We start from the raw sequence: 17,242 nt of genomic DNA, 5'->3' as shown, positions 1-17,242 counted from the left end.
AACACTGCAAATGAATTCACTGCAACACTAGATGAAACCTTGACTCCATCTGACACCGTCAACACATCAAGATCTGTTACTCTATCTGAAACCTTGACCCCATCTGATGTCATCACCACAAATGCAGCTCAGTCAGCAACACTCACAGAAACACTCACCCCATCTGATGTCATCACCACAAATGCAGTAGCATCAGTCACCTTATCTGAGACACTCACACCATCTGACACAGTCAACACTGCAAATGAATTCACTGCAACACTAGATGAAACCTTGACTCCATCTGACACCGTCAACACATCAAGATCTGTTACTCTATCTGAAACCTTGACCCCATCTGATGTCATCACCACAAATGCAGTAGCATCAGTCACCTTATCTGAGACACTCACACCATCTGACACAGTCAACACTGCAAATGAATTCACTGCAACACTAGATGAAACCTTGACTCCATCTGATGTGGTATTTACAAGTAGATCCCAAACTGTTGTCCTATTAGAATCTCTAACAATTACTGATGTAATATCATTACAATCACAATTCACAAGAATTCTTGAGGAAGCACTCTCTTTCTCTGATAACTTTACATTTGCAGGTTCATTGAATATTAGAGTTGTAGATGATAATCAATTGAAAGGCGGTGCTTCATTTACCATTTCACCAAATCCATTAACAGGAACTGGAAGTCTAAATATCACTGACAATGACATCAATGATGTAAATGCAACAAGTGGCGAGATAAGAATTACGTCTGTACCATTTGACGATTATACTGTCACTATGACAACCATTCCAACAGGTTATGTAGTTACAATTGATCAGACGTCTGCACCTGTCTGCTGTGTTAACGTAAATCCTTTGACAATCTTTACTTTAATCGATGAAAACACTGATCTATCAATAGCTGATCCAAAGATAGGTTCATCTGCACCCTTGCTAAACTCAACTGGACTAAATATTTTACAAGGATTCAATGCAGTTATTGTTAATAGTCAGACTCAAACTACAATATCTAAAACTGATCAACTTCCAGAAATTAATACAGTTGGCGTAAATAATCCATCAGGAAAAACTACTGCAACATCATCACAATCTAACATCAAATATGTAAAAGATTGGAGTAAAGGCATCAAAGGTTCTGATGTAATAAACTCATTCAAGATGCAACCATATATACTTCCAATAAACAAATCATCTACTGCAGTCATTCCTGTCTTCGTTTCTGCAGAAACAACCACTCATCAAGTCATATCTGCTCAAATCAAAAAAATTACTCCGGGTCAACAGATGATACTCCCAATACAACCTTCACTCATTCCAAGCTTTGGTGGTCTATTAAAACTTGACATTACATCAAAGAATTCTTCATCATCAGTCGGGGTATTTGACAAAGACTGGATAGTGATTGAAACTGATGATGAACATATCAACTCACCAACTCTGGCTAGTAGTGGAATTACAAATGAATTGGAATTAGAAATTGATGTAAAGTATCGTCATGAAGAAGATTCTGTTGGATTCAACTATAATGATGAGAATAACTTTGCATCCAAACCACAAATGACATTACTTGTTCCAAAACCAACATCTTCTGATATCATTACACTTGCTAATGGATGTGCAGATGTAGAAGCACATACTCTAGTTGGAACAACATGGACATCTGGCATGGATAGAATCTTGTCAAATACACCATCTGAAAAGAGTGGATTCTGTGATGTAGTGGTAGAGTCTGATCACTATTCCAAGAAATCCATATCTTCCAAGAGATCTACATCATCTGCTGCAGGAGAAAGTTCTGCAGGTACATCAGGCCTTGGAGGAGGCGGAGGAAGAACTAGTGCAGGAGCTTCAGTATCTGGTGCATCTGTAGGATTTGGAGGAATTCTATCAACACCACTTGCAATCAATGAGGTATCCTATGACAAATGTAATGAAAATATGGCAAGAATACTAGTCTCAAGTGATGCAGATACTCCACCAGCAGTAAAACTTGCCACTTCAAAGTCAGGAATTGTATATGCAACATTAGCCGAAGTTCAGCCATATGCGGACTTGAACAAACTAACCAATGTTGACAGATACCTCTATGAGGTTCCAATCTCTTCAGATGAGACATTCTTGATGATAGTAGTCACAGAAGAGAAAGGTACAACAAAGAATGTTGTACAGGCATCAGTCAGACTACTTTCATGTGAGGGAACTACAGTGATTGTTGAGATTCCAGATGAGTTGCCAGAAATTGCAGAAGGAATTCCAAGAATCTTTGATGCTACAATCCAAATTGCCAATGGCACAAGATACAGTGCTGATCTGGAATCAGAATTCCTCTACATTGACAATCAGGACATGAAAGTTTCTGCAATTATTGACAGTGCTGTTCCTCTGCAAAGAGTTGAGCTTAGATCAATTACCATGGGACAAACAGAAGATCAGTACATTGGAATTAATATGAATGTGGAAGTATTACTAATTTCAAATTCCACATATCTAGTTAGTGCTGATATTCCATCATTCGTAATGAGTGAACCTGGAATGCAATATTGGTTACACATCATTGATGAGAACGATAATAGATCTGAATCAAAGCACTATAACATTGGTGTTAAACCAACCATAGTATCTGATATTTCAGTTGAGATGGATGTTCCAAATATTATTCCATCAGGATCTCTGATCAAACCAGAACTATACATCTTTAACGATGACACACCATCATATGGAATTGTGTCATTAGTAGTTGATGGAAAAGTAGTTTCAAAGAAATCACAAATATTTGGAATAGGACAAACCCAAGTAATCTTTAACTGGAATGCTCCAATCTCTGATGGTTATTCGACTTTAGACTTGCAGGGAAGAGTTGACTTGTATGATCATTCTACTGTTACAGTACCTGCACAAGTTTCCATACATCCAAAGACCATTGCAATCTCAGCATATGAAATGGAATCATTACAAGTAATAGAAAAAGATGGTCAAGTGTTAGCTGATCCTGCGTTAATCTATGCATCCAATTCTGCTTCTGATTTGAGATTCAGAATAACTGATCCACAAGGACAATGCATAATTGGTGGAACAGAAGAGTGTCTCATCAATGACAACACTCGAGGAAATCGTGGTGGCTTAGAGAGTATTCCATATGGCGATCAAATACTTAGAGTCAGATACAGTGGTGCAGATAACACGCTAGAGAGATTCTCAATTACTTCAATTGATCCAATTGTAGGCCAGTGGAACGTATCACTTGAGACTGAAGATGGATTTATTCCACAAGCACATGCAACTGATGATACTTTAGTGAAGGTAAAATACAGATATCACTCTGAAATAATTACTGTGAAATCACATAATGGATCAAATCCGTGATTTTATGTTCTTAAAATTATTGTCAAACACTCCAACTTGGTACCTGTAACTCCAAAATCTTCCATTTTGGCAATACCCATCTTTGGGATTTTTCGATAACTCTTTTATTACAAAATATCATGAGCACTTCATGACACAGTTGATGCTTTCATTACTATTGTTAACTGTAGTTGGTTTTAGTATAGTCGGAATTCATGATTCATTCGCTATTAATTATAGCATTGAAGATGATGAGGATTGTGGTGCATCTGGTGGATTTCCTGGATCATGGAATGATGATGATGGAGTATGTGAGCTTGATAATGATTTTGTTCTTACTAGTGATGATGAGTTGGAGATCACTGAAGTTACACTTGTTATACCAAATTCTATTTCCCTTGAAAACAACGGATCAATGGTCGTGGATGAAGCCGGTCTTTCAGTAGATGGGACTTTGAATAATTCAGCAGAGATGGAATTTAATGTAGTTGAGTTTAACATCTCTGGTGATTTGATTAATTCAGGAACCATCAATATTTCAGATTCTAGTTTTGAGGTATCTACAACTGGAATTATTGAGAATTTAGCTGATGGCGTTATTATGAATCAGGATACACCCATAGGCATATCTGGCGAATTAAACAATTACGGTGAACTAAATAATTTTGGGGGATATAATATTGGATTAAACGGTAAATTGACAAATTTTGGAACAATAAATACAGATGATGATCGGGAGTTTACCATATCGGGCTTTTTGCATAATACAGAGTCTGGAAATTTTATCCAGTCACAAGGCATATTTACAAACAAAGGATTAGTTGAAAACTATGCATCTGATTCATTTGGTGGGCAATTTTATCTATACTCTGGTAATCCTTTTGTAACTACAAAAGTTAACGTTGAAGGAACATTAAGAATTTTATCAAATAGTGAATTTTTAAACGAAGCAGAAATTAAACTAAAAAATCCTGGTAGGATTGAAATTTTTGGTACTCTACAAAATGATGGAATTCTACAAAATGGGCAAATTACACCTACTCCAGAGCTTTGTGGAAAGATTATAGGAAATACAGTTTCTGGAACTCCTCCAGTGGACAAGTGTCCAATCAAATCAATCACCATATCTTCTCCAGCAACTAACAGTAACCATGGCAATGTAGTTCCTGTAACTTTTACTGGAACTGCTATCGATGTTAATGCATATGGCAATGAAGTTCCTGTGACATCATCAATTATCTGGACTAAAACACCTTTACCACAACTAACCAATCAAAATGGCGGCTCAGTCTCCAACCAAATAACCACTCTTGGTCTTAATACTATCAGAGCAACTGTTACAGATTCTGGTGGTAACACAAAATTTACTACTATCACAATAAATATTTTCAATGATGTTGACGGAGATGGATATCTGGCTGCACCAAATGGCAATGACTGTGATGACAACAACGCTGCAATCAATCCAGGTGCAACCGAAGTATTTGGTGATGCAATAGATAACAACTGTGATGGAAGTATTGATAATGGATTCACCGATGGTGACTCTGATGGTTATGTAGAGGAAACACTAAACGTCTTACCAGGATTCACTGACTGTGATGACAACAACGCTGCAATCAATCCAGGTGCAACCGAAGTATTTGACGACATAGATAACAACTGTGATGGAGTAGTTGATGAGGGATTCACCGATTCTGATATGGACGGTTATGCTACAACAACTGCTGGTCCTCAAACAATAGACTGTGATGACAACAACGCTGCAATCAATCCAGGTGCAACCGAAGTATTTGACGACATAGATAACAACTGTGATGGAGTAGTTGATGAGGGATTCACCGATTCTGATATGGACGGTTATGCTACAACAACTGCTGGTCCTCAAACAATAGACTGTGATGACAACAACGCTGCAATCAATCCAGGTGCAACCGAAGTATTTGGTGATGCAATAGATAACAACTGTGATGGAAGTATTGATAATGGATTCACCGATGGTGACTCTGATGGTTATGTAGAGGAAACACTAAACGTCTTACCAGGATTCACTGACTGTGATGACAACAACGCTGCAATCAATCCAGGTGCAACCGAAGTATTTGGTGATGCAATAGATAACAACTGTGATGGAAGTATTGATAATGGATTCACCGATGGTGACTCTGATGGTTATGTAGAGGAAACACTAAACGTCTTACCAGGATTCACTGACTGTGATGACAACAACGCTGCAATCAATCCAGGTGCAACCGAAATAGGCGGAAACGGAATTGATGATAATTGTGATGGAACCATAGATGACGGTGTAGATGAAGATGGCGATGGTTGGGTTACTGGACCAGGAATAGGATTTGATTGTCATGATAGGGTTCAAACTAATCCTGAATCACCATATTTTGGAATAGATCCTGCAGAAATTAATCCAGATGCTGCTGAAATCATTGGTGATAATGTCGATAACAACTGTGATGACACCATTGATGAAATAGTTCTGATTACTTTTGGTGATTCTTATGTTTCAGATGGTGATTCTGTACTTTCTATACCTGCAATTGGAATATTAGAAAATGACATAATTCCATTCTATACAGAAACAGTACCTGTAGTATACCCAGTATCTGCACTTCTTCCTGTAGATGTCAACTTGGAAACTCAATCAACCAAAGGTAATGCCGCATTAAATTCAGATGGAAGTTTTACTTACTCTCCAACAGATCCTCTCTTTGGTTCTGACTCATTTGAATATTCTATATCATATGTAAATTCTGATAATGAACTAATTCAGAGTGACATTTCAACTGTTAACTTGACACAGAAATTCTGTGGAAAAGACATCAGTGAATTTGATAATGTAATTGTTGGAACAGACTCGAAAGACAATCTTAACGGTAGTAATGATGATGATTTAATTCTAGGCTTGGGTGGAAATGACAAAATTAATGGAAAGAAAGGTAATGATTGCATCTATGGCGGAGACGGAAACGACAACATTAACGGACATGACGGAAATGACGAAATTCATGGCGGAGATGGCAATGACAAGATTAGAGGACATGCTGGTGATGACAAATTATTTGGAGATAACGGTGATGACAATATCACTGGAAACAATGGAATGGATGAAATTCATGGTGGAGACGGAAACGACAAAATTGTAGGAAACCAAGACGATGATCAATTATTTGGAGATAACGGTGATGATCGTATCACTGGTAATAACGGTGATGATTTGATTGATGGCGGAGATGATTATGATTATTGTAAAGGTAACAATGGTGATAACATAATTATTAATTGTGAAAAAGGTGATCTAAACACCATTCCTGATAGTAATTTAGTGTTTAACGGAAGCTTTGAAACCCCTGTAATTACTAACAATAATGGTTGGAATACCTTTCCAACTGGAACACCTGATCTACATTGGACTGTAAATTCTATATCTAATGATTGTGTTGCGGAATTAGAAATCGAACGTCAGATTCTTGGTGGTCCTGATGAGGGATTGCAACATGCAGAACTTGATGCACATTGCTCAGTAAAAATATCCCAAACAATTGATACTGTTTCTGGATACAAATACATGTTAAGTTATGCATCTAAAGAAAGACCAAACACCAATTCTCAAACAAATGGATTATTGGTAAATATCAACGGTGAAAAAATAAATAAAATTTCACATATGTCTTCTGATTGGAGAACTAGTACACACAGTTTCATTGCAACAGGTCCTACCATAATTGAGTTTGTAGATATTGGAATATCTGATAGTTTTGGAACTTTTCTAGACGATGTTCAAGTTGTACCATATAGGAGTGGACACGATGGAAAAGACGACAAAAAAGATGACAAAGATGACAGAAAAGATGACAGAAAAGATGACAGAAAAGACGACAAAAAAGATGACAAAGATGACAGAAAAGACGACAAAAAAGATGACAAAGATGACAACAAAGCAAAAGGACGAAAGTAATTATTCTAAATTTTTAAAATCTATGGAAATGCAATAGATTCTACAACAATTGATTCTAATTCTGAAATATTTATTCTGCTTTGCTCCATGGAATCTCGTTTTCTTATAGTAACTGTCTCATCCTCTAAAGTCTGATGATCAACTGTTACTGCAAATGGTGCGCCAATCTCATCCAGTCTTCTGTATCTTCTACCAATAGCACCTGAATGATCCAAAAATGCATCACATTTACGCTTGATTTGAAGGTAAATCTCATCGGTTTTCTCTTTTAGTCCATCCTTTTTGACCAGTGATAGAATTCCTACGTGAATTGGAGCTAGATATGGTTTTATAGATAATACCACTCTCTCATGTTCTTTATCTTCCTTGAGACTGTGCTCTAAAATTGTGTAAAGACTACGATCAATTCCCATTGAAATCTCAAAGACATGGGGTAATACTTTGTCATCATTATCCATAACCTCGAATTTCTCCTTGCTCTTTGCAGCATGACTGGACAAATCATAGTCAGATCTATAGTTGCATGCAACGAGTTCGAGCCACCCAATGGTTGTCTCTACTTCAAAATCAAATGCAACTTTGGCATAGAATGCCTTTTCTTTATCTCCAAGTTTTCTGAATCTGCTTTTTGCAATGTCAATTCCTGTCTTTTCATAAAACTCAGTCAATAATCCCAAATAATATGCAACAAACTTGTTTGGAATAATTCCAGATTCTACTGCTTCTTTGCAAGTCATGGCGACTGGTTCTGCGTCTGTCTGAACTCGAATTACTGTATTTTCAATTTCTGCAAAGTTTTCCACTTCTTCCAACTTTGATGGATTGCAAAACACTTCAATTTCTGCCTGATAAAATTCCCTCAATCTAAGCAAGCTCTGCCTTGGCGCTATCTCATTTCTGAAACTTTTTCCAACTTGAGCAATTCCTAGAGGAAGCTTCCCTCGCATTGTTTTGAATAGTCTGGGAAAATCCACAAAGATTGACTGGCACGTTTCTGGTCTAAGATATGCCTCTTCTTCTTGAGGACCAATGCCTACTTTGAACATCATGTTGAATTTTTTGGTCTTTTCAAAATCACCTTTGCACTTTGGACACTTTATACTATTTTGAATAATTGCATTATCAAATTCTTCCAAATCTGCACTTTCAGGAATTTCAATCTGTGAAATGTCTGCTATTGTCCTATCTGCTCTAAATGTAGAATTACACTTTGTACATTTTATTATTGGATCCGCAAAGTTTCCAAGATGTCCGGATGCCTCAAATACTGATTTTGACATTATCTGAGAGCCATCAATCTCAAGCATCCCGTCTCGCCTGATTAGTTCGCGTCTCCACAATTCTAGAAATTTATTTTTTAATCCTACACCTGATGGCCCATATTCCCAAAATCCAGCCTGAGCATCAGCATATACTTCACAGCTAGGAAAGTAAAATCCACGCTCAAGTGCTAATTTCATTACTTCTTCATAGTTCATTATACAATACACTTAAACCATGAAATAAATTTCTACGCAAGCTCCTTTGCTATTCTGATATTCTCAAAGTCATCTCTTTCATCATCAATTGGTGTTTCTAAAATTATTGGAATCTTCTTCTTGTTTGCAAACTTTACCAAAGCTGAAATTCCTTTCTCTCCAATTCCACCCAAGCCCAAATGATAATGTCTATCCAAATTACAACCAAGCTCACCTTTAGCGTCATTTAGATGCAAAATTTTCAAATTCTCAATTCCTACATATTTATCAAATTCATCAAATGTTTCCTTTACTTTCTCTTCTGTTCTCAGGTCATATCCTGAAACAAATGCATGACAAGAATCAACACAGATGCCAAATTTCTTTGCAGGCTTTAATTGCCTAAAGATTTCGCCCAACTGTTTAAAGTCAGAGCCGACAGAATTTTTCTGGCCAGCAGTATTTTCCAATAATATCATTACATCGTTTTTTGTCTTTCCAGCTTTTGTTAATCCTTCAACTAGTCTTTTAATTCCAGATTCTTCTCCTGTTCCCAAATGACTGCCAAGATGTGTAACCAAATATGGTATTCCTAACTGTGAACATCTCTCTACTTCGTTAATCAAAATACTGATTGATTTTTCAAATCCGTCATCTTTTGGAGTAGCAAGATTTGGCAAATATGGCATATGTGCACATGTTGCAAATCTGTCAATTTTACTTGCCTTTAGTTTTGTTTTAAAATTTGCAATATCTTCTTTTGATAGTTCTTTTGCATGCCATCCTCTTGGATTTCTGGTAAATATCTGAAAAGCAGTACATTCTCTTTCAACTGCATTATCGACTGCTTTGTCAATTGAACCGGAAATTGAAACGTGACAGCCGATCTGCATATTTCATCAATTTCTCAAAACATAATTTAAACCAGCATCAAAAACCAGATTTTTAAGTAAATCAAGTGAATCATTATCATGATTGCACTAGGCCAAGATGAAATTGCCAAGTATCCCTTTTTGGCAGATGCTGGTCAGTATCTCAAAGATCAAGGATTTTCGCTAGAACAATTTGGAACAGATCCTGATCTAAAGCAACTCATCGACAAAGCATATGATAGGATACTGGTGGCAGCTGACGGGAAAATCTACAAATCTGATATAATAGGTGATCATGTGTCAAAAGAGGCAGCGCTTCCAAGGGAGGTCTTCTCTTTTCTTCTAGCAATAGTGTTGCTAAAACTGTGTGGTATGCATACTCTGATCAAGAGATTTGCACTGGCAGAAGCTAGACGTGCAGAAAAGTATCTGGAACGAGATCTGTCAAATATTTCAGATGAATCAAAAAAAGAACTTGCAATCAAAGTAATCGATGATCTCTTTTCAGTTCAGATTGAAAAACAAGATGATTACTTTGTAATACCAATATCTGATTATCTGAAACATTCGATAAATTTTCATGAAAGAGAATGGAAGCTAATTAACAGACATGTAGAAAAGGGACTGGTATTTTTAACTCCGCATGAAACTGTCCGATTGATTAGAAAAGAATTGGGAACATACATCAATTCAAAAATTATTAATGCAAAAACCCCTACGATGATTCCTGGTTTTGAAGATTCCGTGAATAAACTTGCTTTGCTGTCTAAAAAATTTGCAACTTTTACTGTAACAACTGGTGAATATCCTCCGTGCATCAAACATGCAATTGAAATACTTGAGAAAGGAGAAAACCTGCCACATTCAGGACGATTTATGTTAGCTACGTTTCTTCTCTCAAAGGGACAGTCTGTTCAGCAAATAGCACCGCTTTTCAAAAACGCGCCAGATTATAATCCGCGTGTCACTCTTTACCAACTTAATCATCTAGCTGGAACTTCAGGCAGCGGAACTCAATATTCTTGTCCTTCCTGTGAGAAATTAAAAACACAAAGTCTCTGTTTTGCAACATCTGAATGTGATAATATTATCAACCCATTACAATTTGGAAAAAAGAGAAAATGATGCAAGATTCTGATATTAAATTCCTGGAAGACTCGTTCAAAAAATATTATTTTGAACATTTTGATCTAATTCGGGTACAAGAACGAACATCTGAAAGAGAATTCGGCTACCAGAAATTCAATTCAGGAATGACTCGTCATATTCAAATCAAAGACGACAAGGAGTTGCATTTGCTGTTCATGCAACATATCCCCTCTGATGTTTATTGCTCAAACGCTTACTATTCATTTCCCAATCTACCAATGAATGAAAAAGACTGGAAAGAAGCAGATCTCATTTTTGATATTGACGCTAAGGATCTCAATTTACCATGTAGGGAAAATCATACAATATCAATATGTAATGAATGCAGTCAAGTCTCAAATGATTCTAGACAATGCAGAAAATGTAATTCAACAAAACTAGAAAAAAAATCACTACCGTGCAAAAATTGCATTGATTCCTCAAAAATCCAAGTGGAAAAATTATCTGAAATTTTAGTTGATGATTTTGCAATAGATAAAGAAAACATTCACGTTTATTTCTCTGGCAATGAAGGATTTCATGTTTATGTGTATAACTCTCAATTCCAGAAGATTGGTTCTAGAGAAAGATCAGAATTATCCGATTACATCATGCTGCGTGGTGCAATACCTGAAACATTTGGAATGAAGAAATTCAAGCCAAACAGATCCTCATTCCCAGACTTTGATGATAACGGATGGAAAGGAAGATTCTCAAAGTACGTATTTGGAACAAAATCAAAACGTTCGAAAATCATCTCAGAGCTACTTGTAAATGGCTATTCATCTTTTCAAAAAACTTTAGATGATGTATCTGAAAACATTGGAGTCAAAATTGATCCAAATGTTACAATGGATATACATAGGATCTTCAGACTTCCCGGTTCTATTAACAGCAAGAGTGGCCTTACAAAAATTCTTTGCAAAGACCTAACAAAGTTTGATCCGTACAATGAAGCATCTTTCCTTAGTGATGACATGGTGGAAGTTTTTGCAAATTCCCCAATAGAATTTAAACTAAAAAACAAAAAATTTGGACCATACAACAATGAAAAAGTGACAGTTCCGACATTTGCTGCAGTCTATATGATTTGCAAAAAATTGGCAAGAATCGCTTAATTTTGCTGATAAGACATTAATTTACCGAATCTCAACTAACTTTAGCTATGTATAGTGCCTCTACTGATAAGCAAGCTCCGCCTCCCGATGCTGGAAAATTCATCAGATTAGGCATTGTAGTCATTATTGGAATAGTAATTTTTGCCATGGTGGGAAACCAGGCAGTAATTTTATCAATGAATTTCACTGAATTTGGTGATCAGTTTACCAAACCTCTCTATTACACGCTAGTCTCTACAATAATTCTTGCTGCAATTGCACTAGTTCGAATAAATATCTTTGGAAGATCCTCGATTTTTTGGTATGTGATTAGAACTGGAATCGGATTTATTGGAAGCGGCGGACAGCAACCTCTCTCAAATAACATCTCAAGTTTCAAAGAATACAGACTATCATCTCTACAATTTGTAATTTGGCAAATTACCAAAATCTTGCTTTTTGGCGCATTCTTTGCAAACATCATGTTCGGATTTGCAGCAGTATCATTTATTGATGGAAATTACTTGGGTGTTGAAAATCTGCCAAAACTGTTCTCATTGCCTTTTGTTACTCCTGGAAACAATCCAAACTATGCAGCTGAAAATGTTGTTCCAATGATCCCTGCACTGGTAATTTTAATTCCTCCATTACTTGCAGCAATTGGATTACGTCTAGTTTTGTATGTGGGAATTCATAGAATAATCAATGTAATCACTTCCTTTTTGCAAGATTCAAACGATGGAAAGCCAAGATATCTAAACTACGTTTCAACAATAGAGGGAATAATTGGAATTGGGATAATCTGGGCAGGATTCAATCTCTTTTTTACAGATCAAATTGATTACAATACGCGATATATCATTGGTGGAACACTATTCATAGGATTTGCACTAGTTGCATTTTCTGTAGTTGATAGAATTAGAGCACGTGTTCTAACTCATATGTTCAAGAGAGATGTTTACATTAGAATTCTAAGTATAATTGTTATTGCAATCATTGTTGCAGGAGTAGTGTCTGTAAATAACAGTATAGCTGATGCTAAAAAAATTGAATTTTTGGGACCATACACAGCTCAGCAAATAGGAGTAAATAGATATCTTGGTGAACTAAATGATATTCAAGAAAATACTCATAATGTTAAACTAACCTCAGTCTCTGCTAACAACATCAAAAATTACATGAATCAACATAGTGATGTGCTTGATGTAATACGTGTTTGGGATTGGGAAGCAGCCTTTGCAAAATTAAAGCCTGAGATTGGTCTTATCCCATATGTAGACTTTGAAGACAATGACATTCTCCGCTTTAACAATACTCTTTACTGGACTGCATCTATGAAACCAATTTTACCAACATCTGTTAGCCTTGAAAATAGATGGTACAACGAACATTTGGTATATACCCATGTCCCAAACGGATTCCTAACACTTGAAGCTACAGATGGTCAAATTATTGATAGTGGCGAATTTTTCAAACAAAGAGAAATTTACTATGGTGAGGGCGGATTATTTGAGCAAACTTGGTCTGGCTATCCGAATTCACGAGATAGTCAAAATAGTGCCGAACTAGGAGGAGTATCTTATTCGGGCATTGGTGGATTAGATGTTTCACCACCGTTAAGTTGGATATTTGAGCCAAACTTTTTGCTTTCTTTTCCAGCTGAATCAGTGCATATCATGAGATACAAGGATGTACATGATAGAATGGAAACACTATACCCTTACTTCCTGTATGATCTATTTGGAAATGAATTAGATTCACTTCCTGTTACTGATGGAACAAACTCTTACTGGTTAGTCCCATTAATTATTGGATTTGACACTCGTGATGTACCTTGGTCTGTTGGAAATCCATACTTGCGTTTGGTAGGATATGCACTGGTAGACACTTACAATGGTGACATTCAATTACTAAAGACTGGAGATGATTTCTTCTCAGAAATGTTTGCAAGTCAATATTCTGAACAATTCCAACCAATGCCATCTTGGTTAGAAGAACAAATCAGATACCCTGTTGAATTATTTAATTGGAAAACAGAGATGTATAACGTCTACCATGTAGATGACGTTGAGACATTCATTCAAGCAAATGAATTCTATGAAATCCCACGCGGATTAGATACATACTATATTGAAGCCAAACCTCCTGGCTTTGCACAAACTGAATTCCTAGGATTACTTTCACTTGAATTAAGAGGATCTCAAGGAAGAAATCTTGCTGGATACATGGTAGTTGAAAATGATCTTACTAATCTGGGAAACTTGCAATTCTATGAAGTTCCATTAAATTCTACTACCAAATTGATTGGGCCTACAGCAGTTAGTGAAGCATTAGATAGAGATCCAGAATTTGCTCAACTCAAGACACTTTTACGAAACCCAAGAATTGGTGATAACATTTTGTATCGCGTAGGTGATCATGATGTTTACTTTATTCCTGTATATACAGCAGGAGCTGGTGGTGTAGTTGCACAACTAGGTACAATTGCAGCAGTAGGAGCTGCATTTAACGGAGAATACTTTGTTGGGTTAGGTGAAACGCAAGAAAAAGCATTCGAATCATATTTGAAGAAAGTTTCAGGTGTTGCACCAACCATAACAACTGCAGATGATAATTATGTTGAATTAGTTAGAAGTGACAGAATTGATATTATAAAACGTGTATTTGAAGAAAATGGCATTACAGTATCTGAACCTACGTCAATTCAGATCCCACTGTCATTTAATGAAGGTGAGTTGTTATTCTTTACTGAAAGTGATCGTGAGAACACTGAAGAATTCCTCAATGAATTCATTGATGACTTTGTACAACCACGAAGTGATAGAGTATTCATGTGGCAAGAAGAAAATAATCTCAACATTGGAACAATTTTTGTCAAAGATGGAATATCTGAGATACACTATGTTTCAATTGAGGTAGGCAACTAATTGCTCTTAGTAGTTGATAACGGCTCTGTTTATACAAAAAATTTAACTGATTTTTTATTAAACAAAAACATTCCGTTTGAAAAACAAACTCCACAATCTCTTGACTTAAACTCACTTGAGAACTATGACTGTTTTATTTTATCTGGAAGAAGAAAGAATGAAAAAAAGACAAATGAAATTAATTCAAAAATAGTTAATTACTCTATTAAAAATAATATCAAACTGCTTGGAATTTGCTATGGCGCTGAAATCTTGGCCCTTACATTGGGTGGAACAATTAGAAAATCCTCCTCGCTTCAAAAGGGAAACGAAAAGATCAAAATATTAAATGACAATCCTATTTGCAGTGATTCTCTAGATGTATTTGAGAGTCATGGATTTGAGATATCCAAATTACCTGATATTTTAGTCTCACTTGGGGAATCAAATTACTGTAAATATGAAATCATTCAATATAAAAAAAAGCCAATTTTTGGAACACAATTTCACCCAGAAATGACCAAAGACGGTAACAGTTTAATTGAAAAATTCTGTTCACTCTGATTGATTTTAATAACTCTAAAAACATCTTTGATTTGTGGAACAAGATCATGAATTACTATTGCCTCTTGTTGAAGAAGAAAATATTTGTCTTCCATTGCCAATTAATGTTGTATCAAAATATTGGAATATTGAATTACCAATGGCCGAAGCTATAGAAACTGCAAAAAAGTATTCTGGATTTAATGGAAGTATACTTGTTGAAGGAATAGAATCAGCAGAAAGACATGGCCTGACTTGTAAGATAGTTAACTCTTCTTTGTCAGAGTTAAAAAAAATTATTGATTCTGGCATTCCTCCAATTGTTATTCTTCCGGGAATTCCAGAAATTACTCAACATGCATCTGTAATTACTGGATATGATGATGAAGAAAAGACAATTCTGCACTACATCCAAAAAGGTAACCAAGAAGGTGAACAACAAGAAGGAGCAATACCTGAAGAGATTTTTGAGAAAGAATGGTCTGAAGAAGGAAGACTGTTGATATTGCTGGCCCCACCAGACATTTTGTCTGCTGTTAAACTTGAAAATGATTCTAGTGATAAATCAAACCGATTATGCCTTATGGCTGAGCGACAAAATATTCTCAAAAACTCGTCTGATGCCCTTGAATCATTAAACAAGGCATTACAAATTTATCCAAATAATTCTACAGCTTTGCATCAATTGGGTTCTATGATGAATGAACAAAATTCTTCCGAGTGTGTAAAATTTTATGAAAAATGTTTAGACATCAATAAAAGATCATATTTGACTTACAACGGTTTAGGAAATTTTTATCTCAAAACAAATCAATTTGAAAAGGCGGAAAACTATTACACAAAAGCAATTGAAATTAATCCAAAAAGATCTGCTAAAATTTACAAAAATCGGGCTTATCTTAGAGAGAAACAAAACAAAAACTCTGAGGCAAAAGATGATCTCAAGAGTTACTTGAAGTATTATCCAAAAGCTCCTGATAGGGGAGTAATAGAGCAAGCAATTAGAGAGATTTAATGCGGAGTGCGGGATTTGAACCCGCGGCCTTCAGCTTGGGAAGCTGACGTCATACCAGACTAAACTAACTCCGCCTAGAAGGAATTAACTAACTATGATTAAATATCTTAATTTGAAAACTAATACATGGATGCAAGATGTCCTGAATGTGAAAAAGTTGCAATATTAGATGATGATATTACTAATGTGAAATGTCCCCATTGCAACTTTGAAGCAGATTATGATTCATATCTTGAAATCATGAAAGATCAGGCAATCAATATGGCAACAGACTATATTCCAGATCGACCAGGAATGTAATCACCAGTAATTTCCTTTATCAGAGCAATCTAAATGGGCACCGCAATTGGGACAAAACATATGACATGCTTGCATGTCTATCATAATTTTATCACATCTTGGACACCTGATTTCTTCTCCCATACCTAACTTGGGAAATCTTGATTTAAAAATAATGTCCAAAGGTTAATTAGTCGTTCAACTTTTTTTTGGAATAATTGACAAACTTCAAACTTACTATATCTGACATTAAAGGAAAATCAGTTTCAAAGGAGCTTAAAGACAGTGATGCTAATCCACTGTTAGGATTACAACTTGGAAATGAAACTGATGCATCAATAGTTGGATTATCTGGAAAATTAAAACTCACTGGAGGAAGTGACAAATCTGGAGTTCCTATGAGAAATGATGTTCATGGTTCTGCAAGAAAAAAAGTTCTTCTTTCTAAAGGTGTAGGTCTGCAAGATGCAGAGATTGGACAAAGAAAAAGAAAACTAATGCGTGGAAATACCATATCTGAAGAAATCTATCAAGTAAATTGTAAATTTGATGGAGAATTACCAGTTGAAGCACCTGCTGAATCTACAGAAGAAAAAACTGAAGATAAAAAAGAATAACTTAACA

At 35.9% G+C, this 17,242-nt stretch carries 11 protein-coding genes and 1 tRNA gene; 9 read left to right on the top strand and 3 right to left on the bottom strand.

The window, feature by feature from the left end:
- A partial coding sequence (locus K5783_RS07430) for a hypothetical protein (protein ID WP_297473406.1) occupies positions 1-3,369 on the top strand: 3,369 nt, incomplete at its 5' end.
- Positions 3,370-3,499: 130 nt separating this feature from the next.
- Positions 3,500-7,321, top strand: coding sequence for a MopE-related protein (locus K5783_RS07425; protein WP_297473405.1), 3,822 nt, complete (start codon positions 3,500-3,502; stop codon positions 7,319-7,321).
- Positions 7,322-7,341: 20 nt separating this feature from the next.
- Here K5783_RS07425 and glyS read toward each other — a convergent pair whose 3' ends face one another.
- Both glyS and K5783_RS07415 read right to left on the bottom strand, forming a co-directional pair.
- Complete coding sequence (gene glyS, locus K5783_RS07420; protein ID WP_297473404.1) at positions 7,342-8,799, bottom strand: glycine--tRNA ligase; 1,458 nt, start codon at positions 8,797-8,799, stop codon at positions 7,342-7,344.
- A gap of 32 nt (positions 8,800-8,831) precedes the next feature.
- Positions 8,832-9,671, bottom strand: a complete 840-nt coding sequence (locus tag K5783_RS07415; protein ID WP_297473403.1) for a deoxyribonuclease IV — start codon at positions 9,669-9,671, stop codon at positions 8,832-8,834.
- Between the two features lie 78 nt (positions 9,672-9,749).
- Between K5783_RS07415 and K5783_RS07410 the strand changes: the two genes are divergently transcribed.
- Genes K5783_RS07410 through K5783_RS07390 form a run of 5 tightly spaced genes read left to right on the top strand, consistent with a single transcriptional unit; the run spans position 9,750 to position 16,339 of the window.
- Positions 9,750-10,775: a DNA primase gene (locus tag K5783_RS07410; protein WP_297473402.1), complete on the top strand. Its 1,026-nt coding sequence runs from the start codon at positions 9,750-9,752 to the stop codon at positions 10,773-10,775.
- Positions 10,775-11,896 carry a DNA primase small subunit domain-containing protein gene (locus tag K5783_RS07405; RefSeq protein ID WP_366939175.1) on the top strand — a complete coding sequence of 374 codons (1,122 nt, stop codon included), beginning with the start codon at positions 10,775-10,777 and terminating at the stop codon, positions 11,894-11,896. The genes K5783_RS07410 and K5783_RS07405 overlap by 1 nt, the downstream gene beginning before the upstream one ends.
- A 47-nt stretch (positions 11,897-11,943) precedes the next feature.
- A complete protein-coding gene (locus K5783_RS07400) occupies positions 11,944-14,802 on the top strand; it encodes a UPF0182 family protein (protein WP_297473400.1) in 2,859 nt (952 codons plus the stop codon).
- Positions 14,803-15,345 (top strand): type 1 glutamine amidotransferase, encoded by a 543-nt coding sequence (locus tag K5783_RS07395; RefSeq protein ID WP_297473398.1) that lies wholly within the window; start codon positions 14,803-14,805, stop codon positions 15,343-15,345.
- 34 nt (positions 15,346-15,379) lie between these two features.
- Positions 15,380-16,339: a tetratricopeptide repeat protein gene (locus K5783_RS07390; protein WP_297473396.1), complete on the top strand. Its 960-nt coding sequence runs from the start codon at positions 15,380-15,382 to the stop codon at positions 16,337-16,339.
- Here K5783_RS07390 and K5783_RS07385 read toward each other — a convergent pair.
- Positions 16,340-16,413: transfer RNA gene (locus K5783_RS07385), tRNA-Gly, on the bottom strand.
- Positions 16,414-16,465: 52 nt separating this feature from the next.
- Here K5783_RS07385 and K5783_RS07380 point away from each other — a divergent pair.
- Both K5783_RS07380 and K5783_RS07375 read left to right on the top strand, forming a co-directional pair.
- Positions 16,466-16,639, top strand: a complete 174-nt coding sequence (locus K5783_RS07380; RefSeq protein ID WP_109877842.1) for a zinc-domain-containing protein — start codon at positions 16,466-16,468, stop codon at positions 16,637-16,639.
- Between the two features lie 197 nt (positions 16,640-16,836).
- Entirely contained in the window at positions 16,837-17,235 is a 399-nt protein-coding gene (locus tag K5783_RS07375) for a S6e family ribosomal protein (protein ID WP_297473394.1), read from the top strand.
- The last annotated feature ends 7 nt before the right edge of the window (positions 17,236-17,242 follow it).

Origin of the sequence: Nitrosopumilus sp. (assembly GCF_025699125.1) — an archaeon.
In the GTDB taxonomy this organism is placed as follows: Archaea; Thermoproteota; Nitrososphaeria; order Nitrososphaerales; family Nitrosopumilaceae; genus Nitrosopumilus.
The sequence above is the reverse complement of the archived record's forward strand: the minus strand, read 5'-3'. Positions and strand labels throughout refer to the sequence as shown.